Source organism: Mesorhizobium sp. L2C084A000, from assembly GCF_000502875.1.
Taxonomy (GTDB): Bacteria; Pseudomonadota; Alphaproteobacteria; order Rhizobiales; family Rhizobiaceae; genus Mesorhizobium.
Genome location: NZ_AYWX01000014.1, coordinates 32,888 through 52,492, shown reverse-complemented (window position 1 = coordinate 52,492; position 19,605 = coordinate 32,888). Strand labels below are relative to the sequence as shown.

General features: G+C 63.6%; 17 protein-coding genes. 7 read left to right on the top strand and 10 right to left on the bottom strand.

Annotation, left to right across the window (positions count from 1 at the left end; all coding sequences use genetic code 11):
- Nucleotides 1–5: 5 nt before the first annotated feature.
- The 6 genes from X735_RS141065 to X735_RS141090 form a co-directional block, all read right to left on the bottom strand.
- Nucleotides 6–230: a hypothetical protein gene (locus X735_RS141065; RefSeq protein ID WP_023813316.1), complete on the bottom strand. Its 225-nt coding sequence runs from the start codon at nt 228–230 to the stop codon at nt 6–8.
- A 243-nt stretch (nt 231–473) separates the two neighbouring features.
- On the bottom strand, nt 474–1,589 hold the full coding sequence (locus X735_RS141070; protein ID WP_031213626.1) for a glycosyltransferase family 9 protein: 1,116 nt from the start codon (nt 1,587–1,589) through the stop codon (nt 474–476).
- Nucleotides 1,590–1,746: 157 nt separating this feature from the next.
- Nucleotides 1,747–2,970: a GNAT family N-acetyltransferase gene (locus X735_RS141075; RefSeq protein ID WP_031213625.1), complete on the bottom strand. Its 1,224-nt coding sequence runs from the start codon at nt 2,968–2,970 to the stop codon at nt 1,747–1,749.
- A 12-nt stretch (nt 2,971–2,982) separates the two neighbouring features.
- Nucleotides 2,983–4,212 (bottom strand): GNAT family N-acetyltransferase, encoded by a 1,230-nt coding sequence (locus X735_RS141080; RefSeq protein WP_031213624.1) that lies wholly within the window; start codon nt 4,210–4,212, stop codon nt 2,983–2,985.
- 8 nt (nt 4,213–4,220) lie between these two features.
- Nucleotides 4,221–5,528, bottom strand: coding sequence for a hypothetical protein (locus X735_RS141085; protein WP_031213623.1), 1,308 nt, complete (start codon nt 5,526–5,528; stop codon nt 4,221–4,223).
- Complete coding sequence (locus X735_RS141090; RefSeq protein WP_023813311.1) at nt 5,525–6,694, bottom strand: glycosyltransferase; 1,170 nt, start codon at nt 6,692–6,694, stop codon at nt 5,525–5,527. The genes X735_RS141085 and X735_RS141090 overlap by 4 nt, the downstream gene beginning before the upstream one ends.
- Before the next feature lie 355 nt (nt 6,695–7,049).
- Between X735_RS141090 and X735_RS141095 the strand changes: the two genes are divergently transcribed.
- Both X735_RS141095 and X735_RS141100 read left to right on the top strand, forming a co-directional pair.
- On the top strand, nt 7,050–8,225 hold the full coding sequence (locus X735_RS141095) for a DUF1972 domain-containing protein (protein ID WP_031213622.1): 1,176 nt from the start codon (nt 7,050–7,052) through the stop codon (nt 8,223–8,225).
- The gene (locus X735_RS141100; protein WP_023813309.1) at nt 8,222–9,484 is read left to right on the top strand and encodes a cellulase family glycosylhydrolase; all 1,263 of its coding nucleotides are present in this window, start codon (nt 8,222–8,224) and stop codon (nt 9,482–9,484) included. The genes X735_RS141095 and X735_RS141100 overlap by 4 nt, the downstream gene beginning before the upstream one ends.
- Here X735_RS141100 and X735_RS141105 read toward each other — a convergent pair.
- Both X735_RS141105 and X735_RS141110 read right to left on the bottom strand, forming a co-directional pair.
- Nucleotides 9,447–10,778 carry a VpsF family polysaccharide biosynthesis protein gene (locus X735_RS141105; protein WP_023813308.1) on the bottom strand — a complete coding sequence of 444 codons (1,332 nt, stop codon included), beginning with the start codon at nt 10,776–10,778 and terminating at the stop codon, nt 9,447–9,449. The genes X735_RS141100 and X735_RS141105 overlap by 38 nt on opposite strands.
- A gap of 1 nt (nt 10,779) precedes the next feature.
- Nucleotides 10,780–12,879 carry an exopolysaccharide transport family protein gene (locus tag X735_RS141110; protein WP_031213619.1) on the bottom strand — a complete coding sequence of 700 codons (2,100 nt, stop codon included), beginning with the start codon at nt 12,877–12,879 and terminating at the stop codon, nt 10,780–10,782.
- A 249-nt stretch (nt 12,880–13,128) separates the two neighbouring features.
- Between X735_RS141110 and X735_RS141115 the strand changes: the two genes are divergently transcribed.
- From X735_RS141115 to X735_RS1000000168045, 4 genes are all read left to right on the top strand, one after another.
- The gene (locus tag X735_RS141115) at nt 13,129–14,643 is read left to right on the top strand and encodes a hypothetical protein (protein ID WP_023813306.1); all 1,515 of its coding nucleotides are present in this window, start codon (nt 13,129–13,131) and stop codon (nt 14,641–14,643) included.
- Nucleotides 14,644–14,761: 118 nt separating this feature from the next.
- A complete protein-coding gene (locus tag X735_RS141120; protein WP_023813305.1) occupies nt 14,762–15,946 on the top strand; it encodes an NAD(P)/FAD-dependent oxidoreductase in 1,185 nt (394 codons plus the stop codon).
- A 246-nt stretch (nt 15,947–16,192) separates the two neighbouring features.
- Nucleotides 16,193–17,224, top strand: a complete 1,032-nt coding sequence (locus tag X735_RS141125) for a hydroxyacid dehydrogenase (RefSeq protein WP_023813304.1) — start codon at nt 16,193–16,195, stop codon at nt 17,222–17,224.
- 103 nt (nt 17,225–17,327) lie between these two features.
- Nucleotides 17,328–17,444, top strand: coding sequence for a hypothetical protein (locus tag X735_RS1000000168045; protein ID WP_023813303.1), 117 nt, complete (start codon nt 17,328–17,330; stop codon nt 17,442–17,444).
- Between the two features lie 75 nt (nt 17,445–17,519).
- On the opposite strand, the gene X735_RS141130 is transcribed toward X735_RS1000000168045, so the two are convergent.
- Entirely contained in the window at nt 17,520–17,729 is a 210-nt protein-coding gene (locus X735_RS141130; protein WP_023813302.1) for a hypothetical protein, read from the bottom strand.
- A 655-nt stretch (nt 17,730–18,384) separates the two neighbouring features.
- Between X735_RS141130 and X735_RS141140 the strand changes: the two genes are divergently transcribed.
- Nucleotides 18,385–19,110 (top strand): Crp/Fnr family transcriptional regulator, encoded by a 726-nt coding sequence (locus X735_RS141140; protein WP_031213618.1) that lies wholly within the window; start codon nt 18,385–18,387, stop codon nt 19,108–19,110.
- Here X735_RS141140 and X735_RS141145 read toward each other — a convergent pair whose 3' ends face one another.
- On the bottom strand, nt 19,111–19,395 hold the full coding sequence (locus X735_RS141145) for a hypothetical protein (protein ID WP_081734951.1): 285 nt from the start codon (nt 19,393–19,395) through the stop codon (nt 19,111–19,113). It lies immediately after the preceding gene.
- Nucleotides 19,396–19,605: the final 210 nt, after the last annotated feature.

Here is a 19,605-nt window from a genome sequence, read left to right as displayed (position 1 = left end):
CGCTCTCAATCGTCAGCGGCCGGCGTCAACTCGAGCTCTGCCGGCGACAGTCCTTGCTGCAGCTGGCTCAGCCGAAATTCGTCGACCCAATAGGCCTCGCCATCGACCAGAACCCGGGCCTGGTAGGTGCCTGCCGAAAAACGCTGCGCGGTGATGTAGACCTTGTGACGATCGAGCGCCTTGCGCACCGCGGCGCGCTTGGAATTCTGACCTGTGACGGGACTGAACATGACACTGCCCTCGGTCGCCCCAGACACAAAACGCGGCCGCTACCGGCAGCCTGACGACTGGGGTCAAGGATGGCGGAGACGCGCCGTCCTGTCAATTTCGCGGACAGCGCAGGATGCGGCCCGGTTAAATTTACCAATCTTTTGAATATGCTTGGGCCTTGGCCTGAATCAAGACGTGAAGCACACGAAGATGAACTGTGCACCACCACGCCGCCAAAACTAGCGTCCGTCGCTGCCGCTCTGCTACGCGGCCGGCGTGCCCGAATGAGCAGATTTTTGAACTTCCATGCCGATGAGATCGAGTGTCGCCGCCGCAACATCGGCAACCTGGAGCCGCTGGACGCAATAGACCCCACCGGCGTTGTTTTCTTTACACAAACCTGGAGCGATGCATGGGCAAGGCATGGGCGGCTGGAGCGTCCGGTTGGAGACACCGAATGGGCCCCATTGCTCAGGCGACGTCAGACCGTACAGCCCCACCGCTGGAGTTCCGACAGAGGCCGCGATGTGCATCGGGCCGCTCTCATTGCCAAGAAAGATCGACGCTTCGGCCAACAATGCTGTCAAGACCTCAAGCGAGGCTTTTCCGACGACACTTGCGACCGGCGATGCTGCCATTTCAAGGATCCTTTGCGCGGCAAGCCCTTCATCCGGCCCACCAACGAGGAGGGATCGCAGCCCGGTTTTGGCGTATACCTCATCGATGACCGCAGCAAAATGTTGCGGCGGCCAGCAACGGCCTTCAAACCTCGCGCCGGCATGCACGGCCACATAGGACTTCTTCGCCAAAGCGTTTTCCGCAAGAAGCCTGGCACACTCTTCCTGGGCAGTCCTGGTCGGTTGCAGCCGAGGCGTTGGGTCCTGATAATCCAACCCGAGGGCGCTGAGTGGAGACAGGTTCCTGTAGAGATAATGCGGTCCGCCATGTCCGAAGGTCGCGGCGAGCACGTTTGCAAGCTGGATTTCCCAGAACTTCATCGGATGCTCGGAAGGATCGAAGCCGACGCGAAGTGGAGCCCCGATCAAGCGATGCATGATCCGCGAGGTTTTTGAATCGGTAAGGTCGATGCTAAGATCGAATTTCCGACGCCGCAGATCAGAGATGACGCCACGATGGTCGCTCAAACGCTTGAGCAGAGTCCTTCCTCTGCCACGGGATTCAAAGCCAACGGCCACATCGGCGATCCCTTGCGCGACAATGAACTGCTTGAGACCAGGCGCACAAAGCATGGTTACCGATGCTTGCGGATAAGCAAGACGCAGATTGCGAACCAAAGCAGATGTCAGAACGACATCTCCAATGTACTTCGTTTGAATAATGAGGATGGAACGAATCCCATCTCCTAAACTTGCATCCATCGATATGATCTGCCGAAAACGCCAACTTAAAAAATCTGCCGAGGACACTCATTTCTGAACGGCAAGCGGCGCTTTCAGATATAGAGCCAACCAACCCAGTCAACAAGCTTGCCGGCCTTGGTGCCTCTTTGCATCGGTCGTCGGCAAACGCTCGTCCTCAGTCCTTCAATCGCCGCAAGCGGCGCGTCAGGCCCTGGACGGCCTTGAGCAGCCGGGGACGCGACCGCGTCATGCCTTCGACCCGGCTGCGCAGCAAAATGGCTGCGTTCGCAGCCCTGCCCCGCACCGTCACCGGTTCGCAGATCTCGGCCAGTACCGAGCTCGAGGCACCGATATGTTGCTTGTAGCCCTGGCCGCCGACCGACAGGTCGAAATAGTCGAAGCCCCGCTCGCATCCCCACACCATCAGCTTGCCCATCGTCGTCAGGCCGGGTGAGACATTGGCGACCGTATTCTGGTCGATGCCGAGCAGGAGGGCGTGAAGTGTGCCTTTTCTCACCAAAACATAGATGGAGGCAAGCCAGGCTTCACCGACGCGTAGTCCGAAGAGCCGCACCGATCCGTTGGACAGGCCTTGTAGCGCCGCGGCGCGGTAGAAATCGACGACCGGGGCCTGCGTCAGGAGGTCGAAACGCCCGAGCTCACGAAAACGCTTGAGCCGCAGTTCCAGCAGTGCATCCAGGAGCTCCTCGGCCAGGTCAGGCGTATCGGCCTCGACCAGAGCGAGGCCACCAAGCTGTTCGAAGCCGCGGCAATGCTTGCGGAAGGCCTTGGCAAAGGACGGCTTGCAGATTCGCTTGATGAGCGTCTCCGGGTCGCCATGCAGGACGAGGCCGGAGGTGACCTGGATGGAGTCGCGCGCCACCGAAAGCAATGCCAGCGGATTGGCCACGCCGTGGACCTGCTGCGGAATTCCCGCGATATGGATGCGATCCGCCGATGGCAGCACGGCACGGACCGCTGCCCACATGGCGTCGGCACTCTGCCTAGTCCACGCTCTCCCATCCGCCAGCAGCGGCACCGCGTAGTCGCACACGCGGCAGCTCAGCCATTCGATCACGTGGTGGCCGAGAGCCCGGCGCCGCATCAGCGGCAGCAGCATGGCCGGCGCGCCGGTCACGGCGTCACTCACCTCGACGAGGACCAGATCCGCGTCTTTGGGCATCAGCCGTGCGGCGATTCCTTCGACCCAGGCATAATGCTGGTGGGCAGTGCAGACGCCGTGAGCTTCAAGGAGCAGCCATAGCAGCCTTACGGTGTCGAAGCTGGTGTGCAGCCGAGCCGTGAAGTGCGCGGTTGCATCAACGTTGGCGACAGTCGGGGAAAATGGCCCACCGGGCAAATCCCCTATCGGAGTCGTTCCCGCCGCGTAGCTTGCCACATGCTTCTCCCGTCATTCTGATCCCCCACGCAGGCGCCGCAAACCCCGCATCAGTCCCTGGAGCCTCTTCAGCAGCCGAGGTTTGGAGCGCACGAACACCTCGGCCCGGTTGCGGATCTCGATGGCTGCGCTCACGGCGCTGCCTCGCACCGTAATCCCGTGGCAAAGCTCGCGCAGGCCCGAACCCAAGGCACCCATATGTTCCTTATAACTCTGGTTGCCTACCGACAGGTCGAAATAATTGAAATCGCGCCCGCGCGCCCAGCTCATCAACTTGCCCATGATCAGAAGTCCCGGCGAGACATTGGGCACCGCGCCCTGATCGATTGAGATCAGCAGAGCATGAACGGTGACTTGATGGATCAGCAGGTATTGGACCGCGATAAGAGCTTCACCCACACGCAACCCGAAGAGCCGCACCGACCCATCCGACAGGCCCTCGAGAGCGGCGTTTCGATAGAAGTCGACAACCGCCGCCTGCGTCAGCAGGTCGAAGCGGCCCAGTTCGCGAAAGCGGCTGAGCCGCATCCGGACCAGGCCGCCGAAGATGACCTCCACCAGGGCCGGCGTGTTGGCTTCGACCAGTTCCACGCCGCCAAGCCGTTCGAGGCGACGCCAGTCCTTGTTGAAAGCCTTGACGAAGGATGGCCGGCATAGGCGCTTGAGGACGGTTTCCGGATCGCCGTCGATGGCGAGGCCGAAGCTGGTATGCAGGGAATCGCGCGTGGCCGCCAGCAGGGCTAGCGGATTGGCGACACCGCTGATCGATTGCGGAATTCCCGTGATCTGGATGCGGTCCGCCGGCGGCAGCACGGAACGCACCGCGGCCCACGCGGCCTGCGCCGATTGCGTCGTCCACGGGCTCGCATCGGCCAGCAACGGTGCCGAGTAGTCGCAAACGCCACAGCTCAGCCACTCGATCACCCGATGGCGGAAAGCCGGTCGCCGTATCAACGGCACCAGCATTCGCGGCACGCCTGTGACGCCATCGTTTACCTCCACGATGAGCAGTTCCGCACCTTGCGGCATCAGCCGCGCAACGATCCCCTCGGCCCAGGCATAATTCTGGTGGGCGGTGCACACACCGTCCGTCTGGAGGCGCAGCCAGAGCGGCCTCACCGCTTCCAGGCTGGTGTGGAGCCGCGCCGTGTAGGCATCGATGGCGACGACGGTGGCCGGATGGGAGGACTGGCCATCGGGCGAGCCGGCCACCGCAGCAATTTGCACCGCCTGGACTGCCATGTTTTTTCCTATCGCTTTGCCGTAGCGAACGGCAGCGTGCGCCGCCACGCGCCCAACCGGCTGTCGCGCGCCTCATCGGGATGCTCGATATTCCACATGCGGTGATGCGCGAAATACCACGATGCCACGAGCACGAACATCTCCGAGACGGCGGAACCCAACAACGCCCACGGCGGAGACGCGATTGCCAGCAGGGCCGCGATCAGCGCCAGGCCGACGACCGCGCCGCCCGTGGTGATGAACGCGACGATCCGAAAATCGCCGAGTATCTCAAGCACGATGCGGGGCATGATGTAGAGCATGATCGGGACAAAATTCGCGATCACGAAAAGCCCGATGAACCAGGTCGAAGCGTCCTGGAGAGCCTGGGATTCTATCATCGGCAGGACGAACATGATGGCGCATCCATATGCAAGGCCGCCAAACCCCATGACGAGCGCCCAGATCTTGGCCTGCGTCCAGACACGGCCTGTTTCATTGTTCCGCATCAGCCTGGCGAGATCCGGCTGCGTCATGTTGACGAACGCAAGGCTGATGATGCGCAGCGGGGCAAACAGCACCAGAACCGCCGCCAGAGGTGCGTAGGCGGCAGGACCGGCAATGCCGGCGACCAGCAGCGCCAGACATTGACCCTGGATGTTGGTGGTGGTCGCGCTGAATGCCGACCAGCGCAGCTGGGGCCAGAGCCGGACATAGCGTCGCCGCGTCGGCATGCGGAAGCTGATGCGAAGCGAGCGCCGAGCCAGCCGGACCAGGACGAAAATGCCGAACACATTTGCCGCGGCTAGTGCATAGAACACGGTCTGCAGCGGGTCTTGGACCAACCAGATCGACAGCCCGGTCAGGACACAGCCGGCGACTGTAAAAGCGCCATCGCTGATGGAGACGACAACCTGCTGGCGCCGTGCGAAGAAAGCCGTGCGCATATGGCTGCGCAACGACCAGGCACCGACGAAGCAGCCGGCGGCAATTCCGCTTGGGTCGCCAAGAACATGCATCAGGACTGCCGTGCCGACGGCCATCAGCAAAGCCACGATCAGCGCCGCCGTTCCGAACGCCACGTCATAGGTATCGACGCCGGCGCTGTTGGTGCTCTTGCTCATCCAGATGCTGGCGGGAACTGCGGTGAGCGACCTGATATAGGACAGGCCGACACCGCCCATCACCATGCCGATGGCGAAGAGGCCGTAGCCCTGCGCCGACAGCATGTGCAACAGCATGATGTTGAGGGCAAAATGAAAGCCGCTCTGCATCGCCTCGCCCCCGATCATCAGCACGAGGCGTCGAACCAGATGGCTCGGAAACGCTAACTTCACGGCCGCGTCTCCGCTTCGCGGGCGGCAGGCACCCTGCCCGGCCGCGCGATGGTCGTCTTCAGCTTGTCGGCGGCGATCGCGGTGATCGCCGCGGCCGCGACCGGCTCGCTGAAGATCGCCTCGTAGCGCGCGCGCCCGGCAGCGACAAACCCGCGCCAGGCCTCAGGGGCGAGGATGATCTCCTGCAATTTCGCGCCAAGGGCTGCTGCGTCGCCGGGCGGGACATGCCAGCCGGTCTCCCCGTCGCTGACCACTTCCACCAGCCCGCCGATCGCCGAAACAAGCGGCGGCCGGCCGTAAGCCATCGCCTCGATGGCGACGCGGCCCAGCGATTCCGGACGCCGCGACGGCACGGTGACGATATCGGCCCATCGATAATGCTCAGAGGGGTCGGGAATGAAAGGCAGGACTCTGACGCGCCCGGTAAGCCCCATGGTTTCGACCAGTTCGGCAAGCGCATGCTCGCGCTCGGTGCTTTCGAAGGCGCCGCCGACCAGCCGCACCTCGATCCTCGCCTGGAGTTCCGCCGGCATCGAGGCGATCGCCTCCAGCAGGATTTCCTGCCCCTTGATCCGGTTGATACGGCCAAGCAGCAGCACCCGCAATGGACGCTTGCCGTCATATGTCATCGGTTCGACCGCCGCCGGCCCGGCAACACCGTTGTAGACGACATACGCACGCGCCGCCTTGGGATCACCAAACGCGGCGCGTGTCGCGTGTGAATTGAAGATCAGATCCGCGTGGCTCCAGCGCATCAGGCCGACAAGTACCCTGCGCATGGCGCCTTCGGGGATTTCATGGATGTGCAGGACGGCCTTATGGGGAAGAAGGCGTGCGGCCAGCGCGTAGTCGGCCACGATCGAGGTGTTGACATAGACGAGGTCGCAATCCTTGAGGCGCCGCCACGCCCTGAACACGGCAACCGGCAATCGCGCCATCTCGACGGTAGCAAGGCGCGCAATGGCCTGGCGCCTCAGCACCCAGAGCGGTTCGAAGACGATCCGGCTGGCATGCGCTTCCAGAATCCGCACGATCGGCCCGCTACGCGGCAAAACCACTTCGATGTCGGCCGACGGAAACGCGGCGCGCAACGCGGCAACGCTCTCCGCGAAGCTGCGGTCAGAACCATAGAGTTCATAACCCTGATGAACGCAGGCAATCCGCATCTTTATATCCCGCCAGGTGCTACAACCATCGCGCTGGGCGATTGTGGCAGAAGCCCGTCCGCAAGAATCATGCCTGGTTCGATACGTCCGACTATCGGTTGATATGTCCGACTATCGGTTCGATACGCCCGACTGCCGGCCGTACGCCCCAGGCATTGCTTCGTTTCGATACAGCTACGCACAGAAGGGTTGACCGAGAATGAAACAACCATCGGCTTCAACACCGTTTTTTTACAACCCCGCGCGATGATCCCTCGCAAGATACTGAAATCGGGAGGTGGCACGGAAGTTGCCATCTGCTCATTATAAATTAAGCAATATCTAATATATGAGACATGTGAAAGTGCCGCCGGCCATGAAACCAGAAACGCCCGCCATTCTGATCCTGGGGACCCGCGGCATACCCGCGGCCCATGGCGGCTTTGAAACCTTTGCCGAAAAACTGGCGCTGTTTCTTGTCGGGCGCGGTTGGAAAGTTGGCGTCTATTGCCAAGATGAGGTCGAGCGGATCGACCAGAGGGTGCGCAGCGAAACCTGGCGCGGCATCGAGCTCATTCACATCCAGGTCGCCTCCAAGGGACCGCGCGCGACGCTGGAATTCGACTGGCAATGCGCCCGCAACGCCGCCCGGCAACCGGGTGTTTGCCTGGTGCTCGGCTACAATGGCGCGGTCTTCCTGACCTGGCTCAGGCTGAAACGACGCAAGATCTTCACCAACATGGACGGCATCGAGTGGCGCCGCCCAAAATGGGGAATGGCGGCGCGAACCTGGTTCTGGCTCAACGAATGGATCGGCGCATGGGCCTCGCATCGGCTGGTCNTGGTCGCCGATCATCCCGCCATCGCAGATCACCTGGCGACACGCCGGCCGCGCAGCGCCATCGCCACCATCGCCTATGGCGCCGATCCGGTGACATCAGCGCCCGAGGCGCCGGTCCGGGCGCTCGGCCTCGAGCCCGGGCGCTATCTGGTCTCGATCGCCCGCATCGAACCCGACAACAACATCCTGCCGATCGTCGAAGCTTTTTGCTCCGCCAAGCGCGACATGAAGCTGGTGGTGCTGGGAACGCTGTCCGACGACATCCCCTATCATGCCGCCATCCGCAAGGCGGCGAATGGCTCGGTGGTCCTGCCGGGCGCCATCTACGACCAGGCGACGGTCAAGGCGCTCAGATACCACGCCCGCGCCTATCTGCATGGCCACACGGTCGGCGGCACCAACCCCTCGCTGGTCGAGGCGCTGGCGGCCGGCAACATGGTGATCGCCCACGACAATCCCTACAACAGATGGACCGCCGGGGCTGCGGCGATCTACTTCACCGACAAGGACAGTTGCGCCAAGCGGATGCAGCAGGCGCTGGACGATGATGCCCTGGTCAAGGCCTGCGGCGTTGCCGCCAGGGCGCGCGCCCGCGAAGCCTTTCGCTGGGACGATGTCCTGCTTGCCTATGAAAATGAGGCCTATCATTTGCTCGGCATGACCGCCGCCAAGACCACCGCGATGGATCACGCATCGCCAGGAACCGTATGACAGGCTGGTCGCGCCGGCGGGTGCTGCGGACGGCGCTGTCCACCGCGGCGGCTCTCGGCTCGCTCCCGATCGCACCAATCGCTCGCGCAGCCGCCGGGCCGCGATTTCGGCGCGGCGTCAACGCCTGGCCCTGGTTCTCGCTGACGCGCGAATTTCCCGCTCCGCGCACCGACTATGACTGGCCGCCCTTCCAGTCGCAACGGCCGGTGCCGACCCCGGACGACCTGCGTCGGCTGCGCAGGACCGGGCTCGATTTCATCCGTCTGCCTGTTGATCCCGGCCCTTTCCTGGCCGCCGACGCCACCACGCGCGGCCGGTTGCTGGACATGCTGGACGCGGCTGTCACGGCCACCCTCCACGCCGGTCTCGGCATCATCGTCAACATCCAGGCCAATGCCGCCACCCATTATTGGAACCCCGACCGCATGGTCTCCAGCACCGCGGCGCCCGCCTTCGATCTCTACCGCGGGCTGGTCGGCGAGCTTGCCGGCAGGCTGGCGCGGTTCCAGCCCGGCAGGGTGGCGCTCGAGCCGGTCAACGAGCCGGCGCAGGCCTGCGCGTCGAACGTCTGGTCGCAGATCCAGCTTTCACTTCTGACGGCGGCAAGAGCCTCGGCCGCGACCCTGCCGCTGGTCGTCACCGGCGGCTGCGGCTCGATGGTGAGCGGACTGAACGCGCTCGATCCGGCACCGCTGTCCCCGTTCGAGCCGATCCTGTTCACCTTCCACTTCTATGAGCCCTATCTGTTCAGCCATCAGGGGGCACCCTGGATGCGCGAGCCCGTCTACCGGTCGCTCAACAATGTGCCGTGGCCGGCATCCGCCGGCTCGCTGGAGCAGACGCTGGCATCGGTCAGGGCGCGCATGGCGCAGGACACCGAAACCCCTGAAGACGCCAAGCAGGCAGCCTATGCCGAGACCGAGCGTGTGCTGAAAGTCTATTTCGACGCCCGGCCCGACCGCCGGTTTGTCGACAAATATCTTCGCCAGGTTCGCGACTGGGCCGACGGCCACGGCCTTGCGCCGGAACGCATCATCATGGGCGAGTTCGGCGCGCTGCGCACCGACGCCCGCTATGTCGCCGCGCCCAACCCGGATCGCGGGCGCTACATCGCCGATGTCAGGCGGAGCGCCGAGGAACTCGGCTTCGCCTGGGCACTGTGGGATCTCTTCGACGGCATGGGCATGATGGACGATACCACCCGGGCGGTGGACCCTGATATCATCGCGGCGCTTGGTCTGACCATGCCGGTGGACTGACCGGTTTGAAAGCTGCCCGCGCCGGCCGGTAAAGCACCAATGCCAGCACCACGAACTTGGTCAGCAGCGTCGTCTTCGACGCGACGCTTTCCGAAGTGTTGATCAGGATGACCCAGCCCAGCATCGGCAGCCAGATGCCGGCATGGCAGCGGCGCGCCACCTCGAACAGGAACAGCACGAAGCCGAACGTCAGCAAAAGGGTGAAGAAGGCGCCCTGATAGAGGACCGTGCGGATGATCGGGTTCTCGATGCCCTGTTCGAGACCGTTGATGCGGCGCAGGCTGTCGATCAGCTCGACATCCGGCCCCACGATCAGATCGCGCAATTCCAGGTGCTTGAAAAGCTCGAACATCTCGACGCGGGCATTGGCGCTTCCGCTGTCCGACACGAAGCGCTCCAGCAACGCGTCGAAAAAGCCCAGATATGCCGCCACTATGATGACGACCGGCAGCAGTGCGGCAAGCATGAAGCCGAGTGCCGCACCCAAGAGATTGACGCGGCCCTGGCGCAATTTGGTGGTGCCCTGAAAAAGCAGGTAGCAGCCGCCGAGCACCACCGTCGTCACCATCGCCGTGCGGCCGCCGAAGGCGACGAGTGCCGCGCATTGCAGGCCGATCAACCCTATCCGCACAGGCATCGACAGGGATCTGGCACCGGAGAGCAGCGCAAGCACATAGATCGACGTCACCATGGCATTGGCAAGCGGATGCCCCTGCAGCGCGCTCGAGCGCAGATCGGTGGTAAACGCCACGCCGTCCAGGCGATAGGGGAAGATAAGCGTCTTGGTGGCGAACTCGAAAAGGGCAAGCAGCGCATTCGCCGTCATGACCACGTGAACGACGGTCTGCAGCCCGGCGAAGGTCCGTTCGTCGTCCTCGCTGAGCATCAGGACCAGAAGTGCCGCGGCCACGAACGTATCGATCATGCCGGCCATGCCGGGCCGCTGCCTTGCGATGACGACGAACAGAAGCACGATCGATATGGCGGCCATCAGCGCGCTGGCCGGCCGCCTGTCGGCGAGATGGACGATATGGCCCACCGGATTGCCTGATGCGCAGGAACGCCAGGCAAACAGGAGGACGATGAGATAGGTGGACGGGTGGATCTTGGTCGCCGGGTTGCCGAACAGGCCATCATAATTGTAGCCGACCAGCCACAGCATGCCGCCCGAGATGCTGAACAGCACCGCTACCGCCGCGATCAGTCCGAAGCGCGTCAGCGCATCGAGCGACGTGCCGGCGCGGGGTGCGGCAACACCATGGTTCGAAGCGCTTGCGCTCCAACTGGCAGCCATATCAGGCGGCCTCGTCGACCAGCAAGGCGGCCGTTGGCAACCGCCCCATGACGGAAACCGCCTGCGCGGTCGTCGTGACGTCGCGCATCGGGGTGGCGTTCAGCGTGGCGACGAGCACGATCTCGTCGGCCATGGCGACCAGCGGCGAGGCATTGAGATTGTCGGCCAGCGCGCCGCCGTCGATGACGACGAGTTCGAAGCTCCGGCTGGCCCGCGCCAGCATCTGCTGCGCAAAATAGATGCCATGCGCTTCCTGGAAGACCGCCTTTGAGCGGCCCCTGCCCAGCACGGCAACGTTGCTGCCGGCTGCGTAATGGCTGACGGCCTCGAAGGCGTACTCGCCGCGCAGCACATCGAGGACTCCCGGCTGCGGATCCTTCTGGTCGCCGCCGGCATTGGCATCGATGAACAGCACACGGCTGCCCCTGGATGCCGCGGCATCGGCCAGCAGCCGCGCCACCCGGCTGCGCTGCGCGCCCTCGCCCGGCGACGATGTCACCAGGATGGAAGGCACCAGCGGCCAGTCCGCCGGACGCTGGCCCGAACTGAACATGCGCCTCAGTGCAAGGCCGACGACGGCGTCGGTCTTCTGGCTGGAGGCGACGGCGCGCGCCCCGCCGAAAGGCCACCAGCGCCGGCCAGTGCCCGACTTTGCCGGCACCACGCCCAGCACCGGCGCGTCGATGGCCGACTGCATCTGCGCGCTGGAAAGCACCGTCGGCGAGGAATATTCGGCGATCAACGCCAGACCGGTGCCGAGCCCAAGGCCGCCGAATATCGCGCCCAGCAACAGCAGCGGCAAAGGCGGCCAGCTCTTCTTCAAGGCGGGCATGGCGTTGGAGATGATGCGCGCATTGGTGCTGTCGACATTGATCTGCTCGCGCGTCTCCTGGGCGCGCTGAAGATAGTTCGAGTAGACGGAACGCAACGCCTCAAGATCGCGCTGCAATTCGCGCAGCCGCACCGAGGCCTGGTCGGTGTCGAGCGACTTGCTCTTCATGCCGGCGACCTTGGCTTCCAGCGCCTGCTGGTTGGCCAGCGCCCGTTCGTAGTCCGTCTCGGTGGCGGTGGCGATGCGGCCGAGCTCACGCGCGATCAGCTGGCGCGTGTCGCGCAACTGCTGCTGGGCTGCGATCAGCGAAGGATGACGAGGCCCCAGCTCCGTGCCGAGTTGCGAGACCTGGTCGACCAGCGTCGCCTCTTGCGCCCGCAGGCTCGAGATCACCGCCGAGCGCATCGCTTCCGAGGTCGCGTCCGCCGTGCCGCTCTGGCGGCGCATCTGGTCGACCTGCGCCTTTAGCGCCGCGGTGCGGCTCTGCGCCGCCGCAAGCTGCGTGTTGATCTCGGTCAGTTCCTGGTCGCTGACCAGATTGCCTGCCGCCATCACCATGTTGTTGGCGGACTTGTAGGCCTCGACGGCATTCTCGGCCTGCTGGACACGCTTGCGCTGCTCGTCCAGCCGGGCGGTGATCGACTCGGAAGCGTCCCTGGCCATTTTCGCGCGCGCGCTCGCCTGGTCGACCAGGTAGGCCTGCGCGATGGCGTTGGCCAGGAGGGCGGCCTTGTCGGCGCTCTTGGCGGTGACGATGACGTCGAGGACCAGGACCTTGTCGGCCCGCTTCACCGCCAGGCGCCGGCGCAGCGCGTCGAGTGTCTGCACCGACCTGTCGCCTTCGGCCGATGCCGAACCGAGCAGGCGCGACAGCAAGCCCTGCCCGTTGAATTCCGGATCCTGCGTCAGGTTTGTCGCCGCGATCGCCCGCATCAGCACGCCTGTCGACTGGACCACGCTGACCTGGCTCTCGACCTGCGTGATGCCGCCATCGGGTGAGATACGGCTGGGATTGACGTCGTTGGTGACCACCTGCAGGTCCTGCGGATCGATGAGGATTTCCGCCGCCGAGCTGTAGAGCGCGGGCGTAAAAAGACCGTAGAGAAGGGCGACCAGCGTCAGCAGCGCGACAGTGCCGAAGATCCAGAACCGGCGGCGCACCAGGATGCGCTTCAGGTCGCCCAGTTCGACAGTCGAAGCTGCGTATGATCCCGCGCGTGCCGCATCCGGAGAGTGTTGCTGAGGAACCATGGGCAGGGATGATTGCATGGCTGCCTCCGACAATACTCCATATGCCGGCAAGATCAGTTTGCGGCGATAACCTAGCTATTCCTCCAACTGTTAAAACATTGTTAATTATGTTGAGAGGTGACGTGAATTTTGGCACGCGGTTTGCTTAAAAATATACATATCGAGGTGTTGGCTACGCAGCGAGCGGAGACGGATGCAGATGGGGTTACAATTTGACCGGACCGGCCTGGCCGGCAAGGCCGGGCACCGCCTTTTCGGACCTCCACCATGCAGATAAGTCTACGCCTGGACGGCGACTGCGTCCGCGCCTTTCATCTCACGCTGCTGGAGCGCCTTGCCGCGCTCGGCGACGTCGAACTGTCCGTCGATGTCAGGCCGGCGGGCGGCGGCATTCCGCGCAGCGCCGCGGCCCTGTTTCAACTCGAAACGGCGATACACGGACTGGCCCATAATGGACTGGCCCATGACGGACTAGCCAAGCGTGTGCCGCTGTCAACGCTCGCTCCTTACCGGCCGCAGTCCCCCGCTTCGCCCGACCTGGTCGTCGACCTCTGCGGCGATGTCAGGCTGGAAAGCACACGGGTGTGGCGCGTCACCTATGACGGAGCCAGCGGCGAAGCGGCCTTGCTGGCCCTGATCCTCGCAGGTCGCACACCGCTTGCCCGCATCGAGGAGAACGGCGTTGCGATCGCCGCCGGGCGTCTGGGCACCGAATATGGCGGCATCGCGCTGGCGTCCTTCCAGGATATGCTGGCGCGCACAGCAAGCCTGATCGTAGCCGCCATGTCAGGCGCGGCAAAGTCGGTGCCCGATCTGCCAGAGCCGGCGCAGGCAGGCAGCCCGCCGCCAATGCCCTCGGCCGGCAAGCTTGGGGTCAGAGCCGGCAAGGCGCTGGCGCGGCGGATCGTCCAGAAGATCTATCACCTTTGCTACAACGCGCCGCATTGGAAGGTCGGCTGGCGGCAAACCGGGGGCCGCGATCTTTTCGACCTGCGTGCGCATCCGGCGTCGGGATGGCAAGAGCTGCCGGACGATGGCAGCCGCTTCTACGCCGATCCGTTTCCCATCCTCTACCAGGGCCAGCTGACCCTGTTCGTCGAGGACTATATTCACCGGCTCGGCAAGGCCATCATCTCCGCCGTGCCCTTCGGCCCGGCAGGCCCGCTCGGACGACCTGAACCGGTGCTGGATCTGCCCTACCATCTCTCCTACCCCTTCGTCTTCGAGCGCGACGGCGAGGTCTGGATGGTGCCGGAAAGCTGCGCCAACGGCACCGTCGATCTCTACCGGGCCACCGCCTTTCCCGGCGGATGGGTCAAGGAGGCGACGCTTCTGTCCGGTGTCGTCGCCAGCGACGCCACGCTTGTCGAGCATGGCGGCGCCTGGTGGCTGTTCGCCACCGTCCGCGACGGCGGCGGCGCCTTCTCCGACACGCTGCATCTGTGGTCGGCGCCGGATTTTCGCGGCCCCTGGACGCCGCATCCCAAAAATCCCGTGCTGATCGACATCGCCTCGGCGCGGCCGGCCGGCCGCATGGTCAGGCGCGGCAACGACCTGCTGCGCCCGGTCCAGGACTGCCGCAGGAGCTATGGCGCGGCGCTTGGCATCGCACGCATTTCTCACCTTGATTTGATCGGCATGGAGCAGGTCGTTGAAAACATCTTGCATCCAGGTGCGCTATGGAGTGGGCGTAAACTTCACACGCTCAACGAGGCTGGCGGCTTTGAGTTCATCGATGGCTCGGCGATCGCACCGCGCTGGAAGCAGCGGGCCCGCGATTAACCTAAACATTGGTTACTACCAGGCACGCGCTCCGGTTGCTTGCGGTTGATTCAGGTCCGGAAGATATTTTCTACCGGAGATTGTGAAACGTGCAGTTGCCACCAGAAAGGGCAGCAGAATGAGTATCTCAGAGGCCGGCCCGGCCGAAGTCGATGTGGCGATCGTCGGTGCCGGAATGGCTGGGACCACCTTAGCCATGCTGTTGGGAAAAGCCGGGCGCAAGGTGACGCTGATCGATCCGCACCGCGTCCACCACGAGGAGTTCCGGGCCGAGAAGATCGGCCTGGATCAGATGCTGCTGTTCGAAAAGCTCGGCCTCGATGCGACACTCAAGCGTCTCGTCACCTCGACGACCGACACGCATGTCTTTCGCCTCGGCCAGTTCTTCGCGCATGAGAAGAAGGCTGAATTCACATTCTCCTATGGCGCGCTGATCAATGGCCTGCGCGACGCCTTGCCTGCGCAAGTGCCGCTGACGGTCGGCAAGGTAACCGAGGTCTCGACTGGACCGAACCGGCAGCGGCTTGTGCTGGCCGACGGCACCATCATCGATGCCCGCCTGCTGGTGGTGGCAACCGGTCACGGCGAGGCGGTGCGGCGCGCCGTCGGGGTGCAGCGTATCGAGCAATCGAAGGCGCATTCATTGTCGATGGGATTCGACCTCGCCATCTCGCCGCGCGATTTCGGTCATCAGTCCGTCACCTGCTACAGCAGGCGGGCTGCCGACCGTATCGCCTACATCAGCATCTTTCCCCTCGGCGACAAGATGCGGGCGAACATGTTCCTCTATCGCAATGTGGCCGAAGCGTGGACGCGGGCGTTCCGCCAGGAGCCGCAAAAGATGCTCTGCGAACTGATGCCCGAAATAGCAGCGCGATGCGGCAACTTCGAAGTCGCTAGTCCTGTCGAGGTCAGGCAGATCAGTCTGAGCACCACGCAAGGCCATCGCCGCGAAGGGGTCATCTTCATCGGCGATGCTTTCTGCACGACGTGTCCAACGCCGGGCGTCGGCATCGGGCGCGTGATGACCGATGTCGACCAGCTCCATTCGGTTCACATTCCACGCTGGCTCGAAACACCAGGCATGGCGGCCGACAAGATCAACGCCTTCTATGACGATCCGGTCAAGGTGGCTGCCGATGAGGATGGCATGCGGGTGAGTTACTATGCCAAGTCGATTACCGCCGACCCCGGACTGGAATGGCGCGCAAGGCGCCTGCGCAACAACACCGCGCGCCAGCTGATGATCATCGGCCGCAAGGTCCGGCATCTGGGACAGCGGCGGGCGCCCAGCATGGCGTAAGCCCGCGCTCTCTCGGCAGAAAGGCGCGGGCCGATCTGAGGCCCCGATCTTCGGCAGGCGATGGAGGCACCACATGCCGCAAGCATCAACTTTTAGAGACGGCTAGTGTTCCGTCTGGCCCCGCTTGGTCCCGCCCAAGGGCTGTGCTGAACGCGCTTGCAACAGCGCCCCGTCTCGCCTCCCGGCGCGATGTTGTAAATCGTTTCATCCAGGGTATTTTGGCCATCGGGAACAGAGGGAATAGTCATGTCCAACAGCGCCTTGCCGCTGGTTATCAGTGCGCCGGAACCACGCACGCTCGACCTGATCTTCACAGCCCGGCAGCTGGGGCGGCTCAAGGCGCGCTATCGCATTGTCGAGACGACCGCTGACGGCGTCGCGAAACTGCCGGCCGACGTGCTGGCCGAGGTGCGCTACATCATCGGCCAGCCGCCCATATCGCCCGAAACGCTCGACCGGATGAAGGCGCTGCGCTGCGTCTTCAATGTCGAGACCAACCTCATCAACAACATGCCCTACGAGACCTTGTTCGCGCGCGGCATCCATGTCGTCACCACCGGCCTGGTGTTCGCCGAGCCGGTCGCGGAGCTTGGCCTTGCCATGGCGCTCAACCTTGCCCGCGGCATCGTCGATGCCGACCTCGCCTTCCGCCAGGGACAGGAACTGTGGGGCGGCGACGGCAACCAGACGGCGCGGCTCCTGTCCGGCGCCGATGTCGGCATCATCGGTTTCGGCGATCTCGGCCGGGCGCTCAACCGGCTGCTGTCGGGCTTCCGCACCCGCACCAAAGTCTTCGATCCCTGGCTGCCGCCATCCATCCTCATCGACAATGGCGTCGAGCCGGCCTCTCTCGACGAGGTGCTGTCGACCAGCGACTTCATCTTCGTCGTTGCGTCGGTGACCAGCGAGAACCAGGGTTTTCTCGGTGCCGACGCCTTTGCCGGCATGCGCAAGGGCGCCGCCTTCATCCTGCTCAGCCGCGCCGGCGTGGTCGACTTCCCGGCGCTGATGGCGGCGGTGAAGAGCGGCCACATCGTCGCCGCCAGCGACGTTTTCCCCGAAGAACCGCTGGCGCGGGACCATCCGGTGCGCACCCTGCCCGGCTTCCTGCGCTCGGCTCACCGTGCCGGCGCGCTCGACATCGCCTTCAAGCGCATGGGCGATATGGTGCTGGAGGACATGGACCTGATCGACCGCGGCCTGCCGCCGCTGCGCTCCAAGCGCGCCGAGCGCGAGACGGTTTCGCGCATGCGTTCCAAGCCGGCCGACAGGAATTGAAGCGTGGATTTTTGTCCCGGTCGGCCGACCCTCGACAAGGTCGGCTTGACAAGAGCGCGGCCGGCGACGACGCTCCCGCAATCGAATTTTGTGGAGGAAAGCCATGAACATGAAGAAGATCTATGAAAAACCGATGCTGCTCAAACGGCAGAAACTCTCTGCCGTGACGGCGCAGCAAGCCGCTTCAGGAGTGACAGGTCCGACAGGGCCGACAGGCTGACGCCTCGCGGCGTCCAATAAAGGCAGCATTGGACGCGCCTGCGGGTCGGCGGCGAAACGACAGTCGCTCGCAACTTCAGTGTTCATGGCTGCTCTTCGCTCTGCGGGCAACCGCTTCCATAAAAGAGCGCGCGGCAGCGTCACAAGCCGTTCTGGACGGTCCGTTCGCGGACAGCACGACCTCCGCGGCCTTCCGCGACATGCCGTATTTCCGGGCGAAGATCGCAGCGTCGTAAGGTTCGTTTTTGGCTGCCGGTGTCGCGGACGTGATCCTGGCCTTGGTCATTGGCGGGTCCGCCTGAAACTTTCGAGCAACTCGCCTTCATTGCGGCAGCCATTCTGAAACAGCGAAAACACTGTGGCTGCCAGCCGCTGTACGTCCGACTCCCCCGACACGCGGTCAAGTTTGCGCTCCAGGCAGACCCGATCGAAGACGCGCTGGCACAGCTGCAGATCGGAAGGATGGAAACCGGGATTGCGCTTATGAAGGCTCGGCATAAGAAGCCCCTTTCGGAGCAGCGACCACTTCCTTGACGCTGTCGGTCAAAAAATGAAATCGGACTGAGCAAGAGTCAACATCGGCCTCATCACAGTAAGTATCGTACAATTCTCCCGCCGGTCTGCCGAACGGTTCTCAGGCCCAGCGCGACATGGCGCTTTGTCATTAGCCGGCGGATTTTATTGGCCCTCACCGTGATCCGACGCTCTCAAGATATATGTCGGTTTTGTACCAAGTGGCGCTTGGTACGTTTCCGACACTAACATTCAGGCCGATCTTTTCATATGCGAACGGGCGTTGGGGGGCGCCGTGCTTCGAATTTCACATCGCATTCATAGCTTTATTCGTTCTGCGCCCCTATACATAGGCGATCGTCCGCACGTTTTTACGGGCACGGACGGCTGGGAGATTGGATGGCTCTTGCCCTGCATTGGGCCACGCCATGTCTGATCCCAACAAAAATCATCAATACCGAAACCAACTGCTGCGACGCATGCCTGCGGATGATCTGGCGTTGCTCGAGCCGCACATGCAGCGCTGCGACTTGCCGCTACGCATGATGCTTGTGACCCCGAATATTCCGATCGAGGCCGTCTACTTCATCGAACAGGGCATCGGTTCGGTGGTCGCCAGCACGGCGAGCGGCCAAGAGGCCGAAGTGGGCTTCATCGGCTTCGAAGGCATGACGGGATACTCCCTGGTGATGGGCGACGACCGTGCGCCGCATGCCTGTTATGTACAACTCGAAGGCGAGGCGATCCGCATCGAAGCCGGCGCATTCAAGGCAGCATTGGCGGCAAGTGCGACCATGCGCATGTTCCTGCTGCGCTTCATCAACGCGCTACAAACCCAGGCCGGCTGCACCGCGCTCGTCAACGCGCGGCTGAAGCTCGAGGAGCGGCTGGCGCGATGGCTGCTCATGTGCGACGACCGCGTGCCGGGCGAACATCTCGCCATCACGCACGAATTCCTGGCCATCATGCTTGGTGTCAGGCGGCCAGGCGTCACCGTTGCCCTTCAATTGCTCGAAGGCCGCGCGCTGATCCGCTCGCGTCGGGGCGAGATCGTCATTCGTGACCGCGCCGGGCTGCTGGAACTTGCCAATGGCAGTTACGGCGAAGCCGAGGCCGAATATGCAAGGCTGATCGGCGAGATCGGCGCGCCCTGATCAGGAGCGGTCGCCGCCGGCATCCGGCTTGCCCGATGTCGCTTTGCCGGGCGGCGCCGCACCGCCTTCAAATGCGCCTCGGCCAATCGGCCCATCCCTGCCGACCGGCAAGCCGGCATGCTCCAGACTTGCAAGCTTGCACTTCGTCTGCTCGGCCGCCGCTCCGACAAGGCAGTCGATGGTGAACATGGCACCGGCGTGCTCGCTTGCCGCGACCGCCTGGCGGATCTTCGTCAATTGCGCTTGTGTGTAGTCCAGAAGCTCGACCAGGCCGGTATGATCCAAACCGCCCTCCATTGCAGGATGTCGAGAGGCCGATCTGAGGTCGCTCTTGCCACCGAAATACGCCCATTTGCGGGGCTTGCATAGCCGGACTGTCAAAATCGTACAGTCTACGCGCCACGGGATCCTCGCCCTATTGGACAAAGGTCCATCTTCGCACCCTCGCTACGTCATGCAAGTGTATATAAGCTATCGCTTGAATACTGGTCCGTA